Annotated in this window: 12 protein-coding genes; 2 read left to right on the forward strand and 10 right to left on the reverse strand. The window is 72.9% G+C overall.

Going from position 1 to position 13,031, the window contains the following annotated elements:
- Window positions 1-414 precede the first annotated feature (414 nt).
- A complete protein-coding gene (locus AB0J21_RS33065; protein WP_363149866.1) occupies window positions 415-1,419 on the reverse strand; it encodes a stage II sporulation protein M in 1,005 nt (334 codons plus the stop codon).
- A gap of 168 nt (window positions 1,420-1,587) precedes the next feature.
- On the opposite strand from AB0J21_RS33065, the gene AB0J21_RS33070 reads away from it, so the two are divergent.
- Window positions 1,588-2,505 (forward strand): RDD family protein, encoded by a 918-nt coding sequence (locus tag AB0J21_RS33070; protein ID WP_363149867.1) that lies wholly within the window; start codon window positions 1,588-1,590, stop codon window positions 2,503-2,505.
- 30 nt (window positions 2,506-2,535) lie between these two features.
- On the opposite strand, the gene AB0J21_RS33075 is transcribed toward AB0J21_RS33070, so the two are convergent.
- From AB0J21_RS33075 to AB0J21_RS33115, 9 genes are all read right to left on the reverse strand, one after another.
- Window positions 2,536-3,150 (reverse strand): hypothetical protein, encoded by a 615-nt coding sequence (locus tag AB0J21_RS33075; RefSeq protein WP_363149868.1) that lies wholly within the window; start codon window positions 3,148-3,150, stop codon window positions 2,536-2,538.
- Between the two features lie 314 nt (window positions 3,151-3,464).
- Window positions 3,465-4,922: an adenosylhomocysteinase gene (ahcY, locus tag AB0J21_RS33080; RefSeq protein ID WP_363149869.1), complete on the reverse strand. Its 1,458-nt coding sequence runs from the start codon at window positions 4,920-4,922 to the stop codon at window positions 3,465-3,467.
- Between the two features lie 356 nt (window positions 4,923-5,278).
- Window positions 5,279-6,259 carry a cation diffusion facilitator family transporter gene (locus AB0J21_RS33085; RefSeq protein ID WP_363149870.1) on the reverse strand — a complete coding sequence of 327 codons (981 nt, stop codon included), beginning with the start codon at window positions 6,257-6,259 and terminating at the stop codon, window positions 5,279-5,281.
- A gap of 286 nt (window positions 6,260-6,545) precedes the next feature.
- Window positions 6,546-7,712: a mannose-6-phosphate isomerase, class I gene (gene manA / locus AB0J21_RS33090; protein WP_363149871.1), complete on the reverse strand. Its 1,167-nt coding sequence runs from the start codon at window positions 7,710-7,712 to the stop codon at window positions 6,546-6,548.
- A gap of 197 nt (window positions 7,713-7,909) precedes the next feature.
- Window positions 7,910-9,115 carry an SIS domain-containing protein gene (locus AB0J21_RS33095; protein ID WP_363149872.1) on the reverse strand — a complete coding sequence of 402 codons (1,206 nt, stop codon included), beginning with the start codon at window positions 9,113-9,115 and terminating at the stop codon, window positions 7,910-7,912.
- Window positions 9,116-9,260: 145 nt separating this feature from the next.
- Window positions 9,261-9,443, reverse strand: coding sequence for a Trm112 family protein (locus AB0J21_RS33100; RefSeq protein ID WP_363149873.1), 183 nt, complete (start codon window positions 9,441-9,443; stop codon window positions 9,261-9,263).
- Between the two features lie 294 nt (window positions 9,444-9,737).
- A complete protein-coding gene (locus AB0J21_RS33105; protein WP_363149874.1) occupies window positions 9,738-11,105 on the reverse strand; it encodes a phosphomannomutase/phosphoglucomutase in 1,368 nt (455 codons plus the stop codon).
- Window positions 11,106-11,262: 157 nt separating this feature from the next.
- The gene (locus tag AB0J21_RS33110; RefSeq protein ID WP_363149875.1) at window positions 11,263-11,634 is read right to left on the reverse strand and encodes a DUF3499 domain-containing protein; all 372 of its coding nucleotides are present in this window, start codon (window positions 11,632-11,634) and stop codon (window positions 11,263-11,265) included.
- 449 nt (window positions 11,635-12,083) lie between these two features.
- Complete coding sequence (locus AB0J21_RS33115; RefSeq protein ID WP_363149876.1) at window positions 12,084-12,440, reverse strand: hypothetical protein; 357 nt, start codon at window positions 12,438-12,440, stop codon at window positions 12,084-12,086.
- Between the two features lie 88 nt (window positions 12,441-12,528).
- Between AB0J21_RS33115 and AB0J21_RS33120 the strand changes: the two genes are divergently transcribed.
- Window positions 12,529-12,978, forward strand: a complete 450-nt coding sequence (locus AB0J21_RS33120; protein ID WP_363149890.1) for a metallopeptidase family protein — start codon at window positions 12,529-12,531, stop codon at window positions 12,976-12,978.
- Window positions 12,979-13,031: the final 53 nt, after the last annotated feature.

The raw sequence follows: 13,031 nt of genomic DNA on the forward strand, positions 1-13,031 counted from the left end.
TTTGGCACGCTGTTGAGTTCTCAAGGAACGGACGCTTCCTTTGTACTCACCCTCTCGGGCTTTCCTCCGGGCGCTTCCCTTCGGTATTTCGTGTTCCCGACTCTATCAGATCCTCGCGGTCCCGATTTCCTCGGTGCCTTTCCGGTTCCCGGTCCGGCCTTTCGGCCTTTCCGTTTCCCTTTCCGGCGAGTCCGACTTTATCAGATCTTCGGTGGCCGTTTTACCGGGCTTCGTCGTTCTGCATTGTCGGGCGGCTTCGTGGAATTGAATTCCGGAAGCTCGCAGACTCTAACTGTCGCGGCCGAGCTTGTCCAGCTCAAGGCAACTGTTCGAATCTACCTCCCCGCACCCACCGCGTCAACGGTGTTTGCGAGGCGAAGAGGACAGTAGCAGGTCCGCGGAGCCCCACGCACATCAGGCCGCTACGGGCTGCACAGCACTACGGCCCTCGGACTCCAGGTCGCCGGTGCCACCGGCCCGCACCGCTCTGGCACCGAGCACGAAGACGTAGGCGAGGAAGGCGAGTTCGGCGACGATGCCGATCGTGATCCGGGCCCAGGTGGGCAGCCCCGAGGGGGTCACGAAGCCTTCGATGGCCCCGGAGACGAACAGGACCAGCGCGAGCCCCAGGGCCATGCCGAGGGCGGCGCGGCCCTCCTCCGCCAGCGCCGTACGCCGGGTGCGGGGGCCGGGGTCGATCACCGTCCAGCCCAGGCGCAGCCCTGTACCGGCGGCGACGAAGACGGCGGTCAGCTCCAGCAGGCCGTGCGGGAGGATCAGGCCCAGGAAGGTGTCGAGGCGGCCCGCGTCGGTCATGAGGCCGATGCCGACGGCGACGTTGAGCATGTTCTGGAAGAGGATGTAGAGCACCGGCAGGCACAGGAACGCGCCGAGGACCAGGCACAGGGCGACCGCCTGCGCGTTGTTCGTCCAGACCTGCGCCGCGAACGAGGTGGCGGGATGGCTGGAGTAGTACGTCTCGTACTGCCCGCCGGGGCGGGTCATCTCGCGCAGCTCCTCGGGCGCCGCGATCGACTCCCGTACCTCCGGATGCGCGCCGATCCACCAGCCGAGCACGATCGCCACCGCGACCGACAGCAGCGCCGTGGGCACCCACCAGCGCCGGGCCCGGTAGACGGCGGCGGGAAACCCCTCGGTCAGGAAGCGCAGGACGTCGCTCCAGGCCGCCCTCCTGGTCCCGGTCACGGCGCTGCGGGCGCGCGCGACGAGCTGGGTGAGGCGGCCGACGAGCTGCGGGTCAGGTGCCGAGGACCGCAGTATCGAGAGGTGGGTGGCGGTGCGCTGGTAGAGGGTGACGAGTTCGTCCACCTCCGCGCCCGTGCGCCTGCGGCGGGCGAGCAGTTCGGCGAGGCGGTCCCACTCGGGGGCGTGCGCCGAGACGAAGACGTCGAGATCCATGAGTCCGTAGCTCCCTCTCCTGGCCGCGGCTTCTGCGTCGTGACGCGGTGTCGTGTGCCGATGGTGCGCCGGCGCCGGGGCCCGCATCCGGCGCGGGCGCCCCATTAAGGGGATCAGCTTGGCAGACTGGCCCGCGGTGGGGGCGTGCGGCGGGGAAAGGCGGCTGGGATGAGTGGGCTGGTGACGGGCGAGGCGGTCGCTCTGGAGCTGCGGGCGGCGAAGCTGCCGAGCCGCGCGGTGGCCGTGTTCATCGACCTGTTCGTGACGTGGGTCGTCTTCCTCGTCCTGGCCGTCGTGCTGGTCATGTCCACCTCCTCGCTCGACGGCGCCGCGCAGGCCGCGCTGTCGGTCGCGCTGGTGGTGCTCGTGCTGATCGGCGGCCCCATAGCGGTGGAGACGCTCAGCCGGGGGCGCTCCCTCGGCAAGCTGGTCTTCGGCCTGCGCGTGGTGCGGGACGACGGCGGTCCGATCCGGTTCCGGCACGCGCTGGTGCGCGGTGCGGTCGGGGCCATCGAGATCACGGGCACCTCGGGGCTCATCGCCTTCGTGTCCTCGCTCGTCTCGGAGCGCGGGCGCCGGGTCGGTGACGTGCTCGCGGGCACCCTCGTCGTACGCGAACGGGTTCCGGGCGGCCGCGTGGGCGCTGTTCCGGCCGCGCACCCGCAGTGGGCGGGGGTGTTCGCCGGGCTCGACCTGTCGGCCGTCCCCGAGTCGCTGTGGCTCGCGGTACGGCAGTACCTGACGCGCATGCACCAGCTCGACCCGGAGATCGGTGAGGCGATGGCCGTACGGCTGGCCTCCGAGCTGCTGTCCCTGACCGGGGCCACCGTGCCGCCGGGGGCGCCCGCCGTCCAGTTCCTCATGGCTCTCGTGCGGGAGCGGCAGGCGCGGGACGCGCGGCGGGCTTTCGGGGACCGTCACTTCGCTCCCCCGGAGGACGCCGGGCCCGCGAGGCCGGACGAGGGTGGTGCCGTGCCCGCCCCGCCCTTCGCTCCCGTCGCTCCCGCTGTGCCGCTCGCGGAGCCTCAAGTGGGCGAAAGGGCCGGGGAGTCCACGCGGCGGACGGGGTTCGTGCCGCCTGCCTGAGGGGGCTTCCCGCTCGCCCGGGTCGCGCGCTCAGGTGAAGACGGACGGGGGTGTCTCCAGGTCCTGGAGTTCCACGCCGGGGGCGGAGAGGACCACGTCGCCGGCCAGGTGGACGGAGTGCCTGTCTCCCGTGTCCAGTTCCGTGACCTGGTACTCGTCCACGATCAGCGGGCCGTTGTCAGTGGCGTGTGCTTCGCTTTTCAGCAACGCCCAGGACTGGTCGGCCGTCCTGGGGGCGAGCACCGGTGCGGTGAAGGTGACCAGACGTACGCGCGTGGCGGGGGAAGCGGGGGTGAGGCGCAGGAGTCGCGAGAGGGCGACGAGGAAGGCGGGGGACGTTCCGCTGAAGGCGTGCGCGGCCGTGTTGCCTTCGGTGGCGTGCACTCCGGCGGGGTCCGACCTGACCCAGGTGACGCCTTCGAGGGCGGCGCCCCGGACCTGCCAGTTCGAGGAGTGGAGCTCCAGCCGTACGGGGCGGCCCAGTTCGTCGAGGGCCAGATCGACCGAGCCGGACGGGCTGCCGGCGGGGGACGTCAGCTGGGACACGTAGCGCCAGCCCGAGGGGCCTGGCGCGCACTGGAAATGTTCTTCGGCCAGGAGGGAGCCGTCGTGCGGATCGTGCAGCGAATAGCGGCCTCGGGGCATCGGGCTGTGTCCTGGTGAGCGTGGTGAGGAACGTGCGGGCTCAGGGGTGTCCGGCGGTACCGGGCGGGCGTACGGGGGTGGTGCCTGTCGTCGGAGCACCGGGCGGCTGAACGCTGGTCGGGCCCGGCCTGGCGGTTCGCGCGGACGCGACTGGCCGGCGGCCCCGGCGCGGGTCCGAAGCCGGTGCGGGTCCCGGTACCGGTCGTCTGTCCTGCACAGGGGAGAGGACAGCCGACCGGTGCCGGGACCGGCCGCAGCCCGTGGCGGCCGGCCGGGCCGGGTCCGGGAGGTGCCTCCCGGACCCGGCCGGTGGCTCAGTAGCGGTAGTGGTCCGCCTTGTACGGGCCCTCGACCTCGACGCCGATGTACGCGGCCTGCTCGGGGCGCAGGGTCGTCAGCTTGACGCCGAGGGCGTCGAGGTGGAGGCGGGCGACCTTCTCGTCCAGGTGCTTGGGCAGGACGTACACGTCGGTCGGGTACTCCTCGGGCTTCGTGAACAGTTCGATCTGGGCGATCGTCTGGTCGGCGAAGCTGTTGGACATCACGAAGGACGGGTGGCCGGTCGCGTTGCCGAGGTTGAGGAGGCGGCCCTCCGACAGCACGATGATCTTCTTGCCGTCGGGGAAGGTCCAGGTGTGCACCTGGGGCTTGACCTCGTCCTTGACGATGCCCGGGATCCTCGCGAGGCCGGCCATGTCGATCTCGTTGTCGAAGTGGCCGATGTTCCCGACGATGGCCTGGTGCTTCATCCTGGCCATGTCGGCGGCCATGATGATGTCCTTGTTGCCGGTCGTGGTGACGAAGATGTCGGCCTGGCCGATCACCTCGTCCAGGGTCGTGACCTGGTAGCCGTCCATCGCGGCCTGGAGGGCGCAGATGGGGTCGATCTCGGTGATGATCACGCGGGCGCCCTGGCCGCGCAGCGACTCCGCGCAGCCCTTGCCGACGTCGCCGTAACCGCAGACGACGGCGGTCTTGCCGCCGATGAGGACGTCGGTGGCGCGGTTGATGCCGTCGACCAGGGAGTGGCGGCAGCCGTACTTGTTGTCGAACTTGGACTTGGTCACGGCGTCGTTCACGTTGATCGCCGGGAACAGGAGGGTGCCCTCGCGCTGCATCTCGTACAGGCGGTGGACGCCGGTCGTCGTCTCCTCCGTGACACCGCGGATCTCGGAGGCGAGCTTGGTCCACTTCTGGGAGCCCTCGGAGATGGTGCGGTTGAGGAGTTCGAGGATGACGCGGTGCTCGTCGTTCTCGGCGGTGGACGGGTCGGGGGCCTTGCCGTCCTTCTCGTACTGGACGCCGTTGTGGACGAGGAGGGTCGCGTCGCCGCCGTCGTCCAGGATCATGTTCGGGCCGCCGGTGGGGGCGTCGGGCCAGGTCAGCGCCTGCTCCGTGCACCACCAGTACTCCTCCAGGGACTCGCCCTTCCAGGCGAACACCGGGACGCCCCGCGGGTTGTCCGGGGTGCCGTCGGGGCCGACGGCGATCGCGGCGGCGGCGTGGTCCTGGGTGGAGAAGATGTTGCAGGAGGCCCAGCGGACCCGGGCGCCGAGGGCGACGAGGGTCTCGATGAGGACGGCGGTCTGCACCGTCATGTGCAGCGAGCCGGTGACGCGGGCGCCCTGGAGCGGCTGGGCGTCGGCGTACTCCTTGCGCAGCGACATCAGGCCGGGCATCTCGTGCTCGGCGAGGGTGATCTCCTTGCGGCCGAACTCGGCCAGCGACAGGTCGGCGACCTTGAAGTCCTGCGTGGTCTCTACGGACGTCATACGGGCTGCTCCTCGGGATGGGAGTCGAGGTGTACGGATGGCTCTGCGCGCGGTGAGGGCGCGGGTGCGCGCCGCCGACGGCCCGAGCCGGGCCCCGAAGGGCGGGCGCGCCCTGGTGGTGGGCGTGGCGGGCCGGGCGGTGGACACACGGGTCCTGCCGCTCGCAGCGCAGTCCGTCGGAGGCCCTCTCTCCCTCGGCCGGTCCGGCGTACCGGGCCGCCCGACCGCCATCAGCAGCGACGTCTGGCTCTGGTCGAGGCTACCAGTGCCGGTTCGGGGAGGGAGGGGTGGCGGTCATGGGCGGGCCCCGGTTTCCGCCACGGGGATGGGCGGGACCGGGGCCCGCCGGGGCGGGGTCAGTGCTCGGGCTGGTCGGGGCCCGGTCCGCCCGGGGTGGCCTGCGGGTTGGGGCCGGCCTCGGCCTCGGCCTCGGTGTAGATGTCGGGTTCGAGGTAGATGACGCGGGCGATCGGGACGGCCGTGCGGATGCGGGACTCGGCGGCGTCGATGGCCTCGGTGATCTGGCCGGCGGTGGAGCTGGGGCGCACGCCGATCTTGGCGGCGACGAGGAGTTCCTCGGGGCCGAGGTGGAGGGTGCGCATGTGGATGACGCGGGTGACCTGTTCGCCGTCCACGAGGGCCGTCTCGATCCTGCCGAGCGCCTCCGGGTTGGCGGACTCGCCGAGCAGCAGGGACTTGGTCTCGGCGGCCAGGACGAGGGCGATCAGGATGAGCAGGACGCCGATGCACAGGGTGCCGATGCCGTCCCACACGCCGTTGCCGGTGCCGAGGGCGAGGCCGACGCCGCCGAGCGCGAGGACGAGGCCGATGAGGGCGCCGAAGTCCTCCAGGAGGACGACGGGCAGTTCGGGGGCCTTGGCGCGGCGGATGAACTCGGCCCAGGAGAGCTGGCCGCGGGTCACGTTGGACTCCTTGACCGCGGTACGGAAGGAGAAGCCCTCGGCGATGATCGCGAAGACGAGGACGCCGACGGGCCAGTACCAGTGCTCCAGCTCGTGGGGGTGCTTGATCTTCTCGTAGCCCTCGTAGATGGCGAACATGCCGCCGACGGAGAAGAGGACGATGGACACGAGGAAGGCGTAGATGAAGCGTTCGCGGCCGTAGCCGAAGGGGTGTTGTGCGGTGGCCTCGCGCTTGGCCTTCTTGCCCCCGACCAGCAGCAGGGCCTGGTTGCCCGAGTCGGCCAGGGAGTGGACGCCCTCCGCGAGCATCGAGGACGAGCCGCTGAAGGCGAACGCCACGAATTTGGCCACCGCGATGGCGAGGTTGGCGGAGAGTGCCGCCACGATCGCCCTGGTGCCGCCTGACGCACTCATCTGGTTCCGTCTTCCCTTCGTCGGTTCGCCACGTCGCCGCCGCCGTGACCGCTGGTGCCTGTGCCGCCGGTGCTGGTCGGTGCCTGAGCCACCGGTGTTGTCCGTGCTGCCGTCCGCGCGGTCGTCGTGCGCTCGTGCTGTCGTGCGTCCGCGCGGTCGGGAGGAGTCATTGTCGCAGCAGGGGGTGCCGGGGCGCGGCGGTGTTTTCCCCTGTACCGCTCTGTGCCCCGGCTCGGGCCGTCTGCACCGTTGCTTTCGTGGTGATCTGGCGGGCGCTCAGGCTTTCTCAGGCGACGACGGTCGCGCGGAAGAGGGTGCCGGTCCCGGAGACCTCGGTCTTCTCGTGCGCGGGGACGAAGACGGACTGGCCGGGGCGGAGGGTGAGTTCGCCCGCGGTGACGGTGCCGGCGGTGCACAGGAGGATCTGCGGGGTGTCGGCCGTGAGCTGGGGGCGGGGGCTCGCGTCGGCGGCGAGGACGTAGCGGGAGAGCCGGAACTCGTCGATGGGGGTCGCGTAGACCTCCTCGCCGTCGGAAGCGGCCTCGGGGCGCAGGACTCCGGGGTCGCCGGACTCGAAGCGGACGATGCGCAGGAGTTCGGGGACGTCGATGTGTTTCGGGGTGAGTCCGCAGCGCAGGACGTTGTCGGAGTTGGCCATGATCTCGACGCCGAGGCCGTGCAGGTAGGCGTGCGGGACGCCGGCGCCGAGGAACAGGGCCTGGCCGGGCTGGAGCGTGACGAAGTTGAGGAGCATCGCGGCGAGGACGCCGGGGTCGCCGGGGTAGTCGCGGGCGATCGCGGCGTACGGGGCGTGCTCGCCGCCGAGGCGTTCGCAGGCGGCGGCCGCGGCGTCGACGGTCGCGGAGATCTCGGCGGGCGCGGCGGTGAGGATCGCGGTCAGCACCTCGCGCAGGGCGGCCTCCTCGGGCCGGGCGCGCAGGAGGTCGACGTAGGGCTTGAGGGAGTCGACGTCGAGGGCGTCGAGGAGAGCGGCGCTCTCGTGCGGGGCGCGGAAGCCGCACAGGCCGTCGAAGGGGGTGAGCGCGCAGATGAGTTCGGGCTTGTGGTTGGCGTCCTTGTAGTTGCGGTGGGGGGCGTCGAGGGGGACTTCGCGGCGCTCCTCGTCGGCGTACCCCTCCTTGGCCTGTTCCAGGTCGGGGTGGACCTGGAGGGAGAGCGGGGCGCCGGCCGCGAGGATCTTGAGGAGGAAGGGGAGGCGGGGGCCGAACTTCTCGACGGCCGGGGCGCCGAGTTCCCGCTCGGGTGCGGCCTCGATGACGGCGGAGAGGGGCTCGGGGCCCTGCCCCCGGTCGAGGTGGGAGGGGGCGCCGGGGTGGGCGCCGAGCCACATCTCGGCCTGCGGTTCACCGGTGGGTTCGACCCCGAGGAGTTCGGGGATCGCGGTGAGGGAGCCCCAGGCGTAGGGGCGGACGGTGTTGCTGAGGCGGTCCATGCGGGGTCTCTCTCGCTCATGGGGGGGGACGCTGGGTCTGGCTGGAAAGTGCCGTGGGCGCCGCGGGGGGGGGCGGTCCGGGAGGGTGGTGCGGCGCGGTGTCCGGACAGGGGCCGCCGTCCTGGCCCGCGGCCCGTTCCGCTCCCGGCCCGTCCGCCCCGCTCGCGGCACGGTCGGGCGGGGGCGGCGCCGCGCTCTCACTCGGGTTGCGCGCGGGTCGCCAGGTAGGCCGTCGTGAACTCGGTGAGGGCGAGCAGTTCGCCGAGGCACTCCAGTTCGCCGCCTTCGGGGGGCTGGAGGTCGGTGACGGGGGTGTGGTGGGCGCGGGCCAGTTCGCGGGCGGCGGGGGTCGCGGTGAGTCCGTCGGCGGGGCGGGTGCGCAGGAGGACGACGCGGGGCTGGAGGGTGGCGGGTTCCTCGACGCGGTCGCGGAAGAAGTCGTCCAGGTCTGCCGGGCCGCCCTCCTGGGAGCGGGCGCGGGAGAGGAGCGCGGAGTGGTCGTCCAGGGCCTCGGGGAGTTCCGCCGCGAGGGCGGGGCGGCCGGCGCGGCCGGCCAGGAGGGCGGCGAAGCGGCGGGCGGCGGGGGCCGCGGTGGTGCCCTCGGTCCACAGCAGGGGCAGGCACTCGTCGAGTTCCAGGGCGAGCGACTTGGCGGGGTTGGAGCCGGTGGGTACGGCGGGTCCGCAGCGTTCCGCGGTGGCGTCGAGGCGGTCGGCCACGGCCAGCAGGGTCTCCTCGGTCGCCGCGTACAGGCCGGTGCGGTCGAGCAGGCTGAGGAAGGGGACGAGGGTGGGCCACAGCGAGTCGGTGGCGGCCGGTTCCTGGTCCCGTTCCTGTTCTCGCGCGCGGTCCGGCTCGGCGGCCGCGTCGTCCCCCGGGTTCCCGTCGCCGTACGGCGGCCGGTTCCTGGAGGTGGTGGCGAGAGGGACGGCGAGTCCCCGGGAGCCGTCGACGACTTCGGTGAGGGGGGTGCGGCGGGGTGTGACGGCCACGACGGTGCAGCCCCTGCGGTACGCCTGCTCGGCGAGGAGGCCGAGGCCGGGCTCGGAGCCGTGCGGGGTGGCGATCAGCAGGAGGTCCACGGGGCCGGCCCAGCCGGGCAGGGTCCAGCGCAGGGCGCCCGGGTCGGCGGCCACCCCGGTGGGGGCGAGCCGTACGACGGGGCAGGCGGGCCCGGCGAGCGTCGCGAGGACGTCGGCGCAGGACGCGGCGGTCCCGCCCGCCGTGGCGACGAGGATCGCGCGGGGGCGGCCCTCGGGCTTGAGGTCGAGGAGTCCCGCCTCGGCCGTGTCGCGCAGGGCGGTGCGCAGGAGAGCACCGCTCTCGGCCGCCGCGCGCAGCAGTCCTGGCCGGTCCGCCAGGGTCAGGGCCTCGGGGTCGTCCAGCAGCGATTCGTCGAGCATGGTCGGTCTCCGGTCCGTGCCTCGTCCGTCAGTCGTCCGTGGGTCGTTCGGCGACGCGTCGACGCGGGGCGCGTCCTCCCCCTGGGGAACGTCCCGCCCGGTCCGTGGGGTTCCTGGGGCGGGGCGGGCCGCGCCCGCCGGTAGGTCACTCCGGCTTCTTGGCCTCGTCGACGAGGAGGACGGGGATGCCGTCGCGCACGGGGTAGACGAGGCCGCAGTCGGTGCCGGTGCAGGCCAGTTCCTCGGTGTCGTCCGTGGCGCGCTCCTGGAGCGGGGCGTGGCAGGCGGGGCAGGCGAGGATGTCGAGGAGGCCGGCTTCGAGCGGCATGGTGTGTCGTTCCCTTCGGGTGGCGTCGGCGGGCCCGCCGGGCGGGCGGGTCGCCGTGGTGCGGCCACTGCGGGCGTGACCGTACCGGTGGGGGCGTACGGGACCGGCGTGGGCCGTGGGCTGCGGTCGCGTACGGGATGCCTGTGCGGGCTCCCGTACGGGATCGCCGTCCCCGGGCGCGGAGGCGTTCGCGGTACGCGGGCGCGTACCGGACCGCTGGGCGCGCGGCGGGTGCGGGGCTGCCCACGGCGGGCGGCCGGTCCGCTCAGCGTACCGCCGCGCGGCCGGCGGGGATCAGCCCCGGCGGTCGCGGACGAGGGCGAGGACCTCGTCGCGGATCTTGGCCATGGTGGGTTCGTCGCGCGCCTCGACGTTGAGCCGCAGGAGCGGTTCGGTGTTGGAGGGGCGGAGGTTGAACCACCAGGTGGGGGCGGTGAGGGTGAGTCCGTCGAGGGTGTCGGCGGTGACGTCCTCGGTGGTGAGGGCCGCGCGGACCCGTTCGGTGGCCGCCCGCTGGTCCTCGACCGTGGAGTTGATCTCGCCGGAGGCGGCGTAGCGGTCGTACTGGGCGACGAGCGCGGAGAGCGGGGCGTCCTGTCCGCCGAGGGCGGCGAGGACGTGCAGGGCGGCGAGCATGCCGGTGTCGGCGTTCCAGAAATCGCGGAAGTAGTAGTGCGCGGAGTGCTCGCCGCCGAAGATCGCCCCGGTGCGGGCCATCTCGGCCTTGATGAAGGAGTGGCCGACGCGGGTGCGCACGGGGGTGCCGCCGTGTTCGCGGACGACCTCGGGCACCGACCACGAGGTGATGAGGTTGTGGATGACGGTGCCGGTGTCGCCGTTGCGGACGAGTTCGCGGGAGGCGACGAGGGCGGCGATCGCGGACGGGGAGACGGGTTCGCCGCGTTCGTCGACGACGAAGCAGCGGTCGGCGTCCCCGTCGAAGGCGAGCCCGATGTCCGCCTGTTCGGCGCGGACGCGGGCCTGGAGGTCCACGATGTTGGCCGGGTCAAGCGGATTGGCCTCGTGGTTCGGGAAGCTGCCGTCGAGCTCGAAGTACACGGGGACGAGGTCGAGCGGGAGGCCCGTGAACACGGTGGGCACGGTGTGGCCGCCCATGCCGTTGCCCGCGTCCACGACGACCTTGAGCGGACGCGACGCCCTCAGGTCCACGAGCGTGCGCAGGTGGTCCGCGTAGTCCTGGAGGGTGTCGCGGGCGCCGAGCGTGCCGGGGGCGGCGGCCGGGGCGGGGGCGCCGGTCCGCGTCCACTCCTCGACAAGAGCGCGGATCTCGGCGAGACCGGTCTCCTGGCCGACGGGGGCGGCGCCCGCGCGGCACAGCTTGATGCCGTTGTACTGGGCGGGGTTGTGCGAGGCGGTGAACATCGCGCCGGGCAGATCGAGGGAGCCCGAGGCGAAGTACAGCTGGTCCGTCGAGCACAGGCCGATCTCGGTGACGTCCGCGCCCTGCGCGAGGGCGCCCCGGCCGAAGGCGCGGGACAGGCCCGGCGAGGAGGGCCGCATGTCGTGGCCCACGACGATCGCGGCGGCGCCGGTCACGCGGACGAAGGCGGCGCCGAAGAGTTCGGCGAGCCCCTCGTCCCACTGGTCGGGAACGACTCCGCGCACGTCGTACGCCTTCACGATCTGCGACAGATCGGCCACAGCCCAGCCCTCCAGGGACAGTCCGTACGTTGGGGAGCGATCCGGGGCGATGTGGTGCTCCGGACGCTGCGCACAACCTACCGGTACGGTCCGGCGGGCCCGGCCGGCGCGGGCCGCCGCCGGGGAGCGTGAGCGGGTGTCAGGGAGTGCGCGGCGGTCAGGAGTCCGGCGAGCGCAGGACGCGCAGGTGGCCTCGGCGGGCCACCTCCATCGGGTCGACGGCGCGGGGCGTCGCCGGGTCGGGGCGGCGTTCCTGGGGGCGGGCGGCCTCGCGTACGGCGTTGGCGAGCGCTTCGAGGTCGTCGCCGCTGGGGCGGGGCGGGGCCGAGGCGTCGGCGAGCCGGACGACCTCCCAGCCGCGCGGGGCGGTCAGCCGCTCGGAGTGCTCGGCGCACAGGTCGTAGCAGTGGGGCTCGGCATAAGTCGCGAGGGGGCCCAGGACCGCGGTCGAATCGGCGTAGACGTACGTCAGTGTGGCGACGGCAGGGCGGCCGCACGCGGTGCGAGAACAACGACGTACAGGGCTCACGATCCTGGACGGTACCGCACTCTTGAACGGGCCGCGACGACTCCCTCCCGGGCGGCCGCACCGTGTCGTGGCTGAAAACCGATCATCAGGTCGGCGCGGACGGGGCGGAGTCGGCGGCGGAAGGGGGCTCGTTCCGCTCCCGCCTCCAGGACGAAGCCTGAGGCCAAACGGAGCAAAAAGTATGAATACGGGGAGCGGGCGGGCCCGATCGCACGGTCCGTCGCGCTCCCGGCGCGCAGAGCGACCGGCCCGGCGGGCCGCACGGGCTGTCCGGAAACCGATGCCGAATACCCTGTCCGCATAGGTGTTCCGCATGTGTCGCGGAGCGCGGGGTCGCCCAGCGGGCCGGGGGCCCGGAAGCGTGCGGGCGGAAGAGGCGAGGGGGCCGGAAGAGGCGAGGGGCCGGAAACGGTGCGGGGCCGGAAACGGTGCGGCGGCCCGTCCCCGGATCAGGAGGCCGGATCCGGTCGGTCCTCCGGGTAGTGCTGGGACACGGCTGCCCAGTCCTCGGCCCACCAGCGGCAGAGGCGGTAGATCTCCGCGGCCGTGGGGTCGTGGCTCCGCACGGCGCGCAGGTGGTCGAGGAGTCCGGCGCCGTGCCGCCGGGCCGCGATCACGTAGGCGAGGACCTCCTCGCCGCTGACGTGGTCGTGGTCCGTCGCCCACAGGGCGTACTCGGGCCAGAGCAGCCCCGCGTAGTCGTGGAACGCTCCGAGATCCTGCGCCGAGTCGTTCCACGCCTCGCTGTGGGCGTCGAAGTCCGCGAGGGTGGCCCGGCCCCGGAGAACGTCGTCGACGAAGGTCATTCCCTGGTCCTCCGTCCTTTCGTCCCGGGCCCGCCGGACGGCGCCCACCCGCGCGCGATCGTCCGGGACGGCCTAGGCTTCGCAGGTGATGGACAGCTCCGCACCGACCCCGCCCGCAGCCCCGGGACCGCGCCGCCGCGACCGCCACGGGCGTGGGATGCGTGGTCCGGTCGCGCCTCCGCAGGTACCGCTCTCGATGAGCAGGTCCGATCTGTTCTCCGACCTGGTGCAGGACTCGGTGGAGCGGCTGGAGCGGCGCTGGCCGCAGCTCAGCGACGTCGAGTTCATGGTGCTCGACGTACCGGGCGAGGAGGGCCGGGGCGAGAGCTGGCAGGACGAGACGGTGCCGCTGGGGACGACGGTCACCGGGCGCGAGGGCCGGCCCTCCGTCGTGGTCGTCTACCGCCGGCCGGTCGAGATCCGCAGCAAGACCAGGGACGAGCGGGCGCTGCTCGTCCACGAGGTCGTCGTCGAACAGGTCGCGGACCTGCTGGGGCTCGCGCCGGAGTCGGTCGACCCGCGGTACGGGGAGGAGTGAGGGGCGCCCTCCCCCACTCGCTCCCCCGGCCCGCGTTCCCGCGCCCCGTTCAG

This window comes from Streptomyces sp. NPDC049954 (assembly GCF_040656295.1).
GTDB lineage: Bacteria > Actinomycetota > Actinomycetes > Streptomycetales > Streptomycetaceae > Streptomyces.

What these genes read in the sequence shown, in the direction of transcription:
- AB0J21_RS33085 (WP_363149870.1), bottom strand. Translation starts at nt 6,259, where the DNA reads ATGAGTGCGTCAGGCGGCACCAGGGCGATCGTGGCGGCACTCTCCGCC.
- AB0J21_RS33120 (WP_363149890.1), top strand. Translation starts at nt 12,529, where the DNA reads ATGGACAGCTCCGCACCGACCCCGCCCGCAGCCCCGGGACCGCGCCGC.
- AB0J21_RS33070 (WP_363149867.1), top strand. Translation starts at nt 1,588, where the DNA reads ATGAGTGGGCTGGTGACGGGCGAGGCGGTCGCTCTGGAGCTGCGGGCG.
- AB0J21_RS33075 (WP_363149868.1), bottom strand. Translation starts at nt 3,150, where the DNA reads ATGCCCCGAGGCCGCTATTCGCTGCACGATCCGCACGACGGCTCCCTC.
- AB0J21_RS33115 (WP_363149876.1), bottom strand. Translation starts at nt 12,440, where the DNA reads ATGACCTTCGTCGACGACGTTCTCCGGGGCCGGGCCACCCTCGCGGAC.
- AB0J21_RS33095 (WP_363149872.1), bottom strand. Translation starts at nt 9,115, where the DNA reads ATGCTCGACGAATCGCTGCTGGACGACCCCGAGGCCCTGACCCTGGCG.
- ahcY (WP_363149869.1), bottom strand. Translation starts at nt 4,922, where the DNA reads ATGACGTCCGTAGAGACCACGCAGGACTTCAAGGTCGCCGACCTGTCG.
- manA (WP_363149871.1), bottom strand. Translation starts at nt 7,712, where the DNA reads ATGGACCGCCTCAGCAACACCGTCCGCCCCTACGCCTGGGGCTCCCTC.
- AB0J21_RS33065 (WP_363149866.1), bottom strand. Translation starts at nt 1,419, where the DNA reads ATGGATCTCGACGTCTTCGTCTCGGCGCACGCCCCCGAGTGGGACCGC.
- AB0J21_RS33100 (WP_363149873.1), bottom strand. Translation starts at nt 9,443, where the DNA reads ATGCCGCTCGAAGCCGGCCTCCTCGACATCCTCGCCTGCCCCGCCTGC.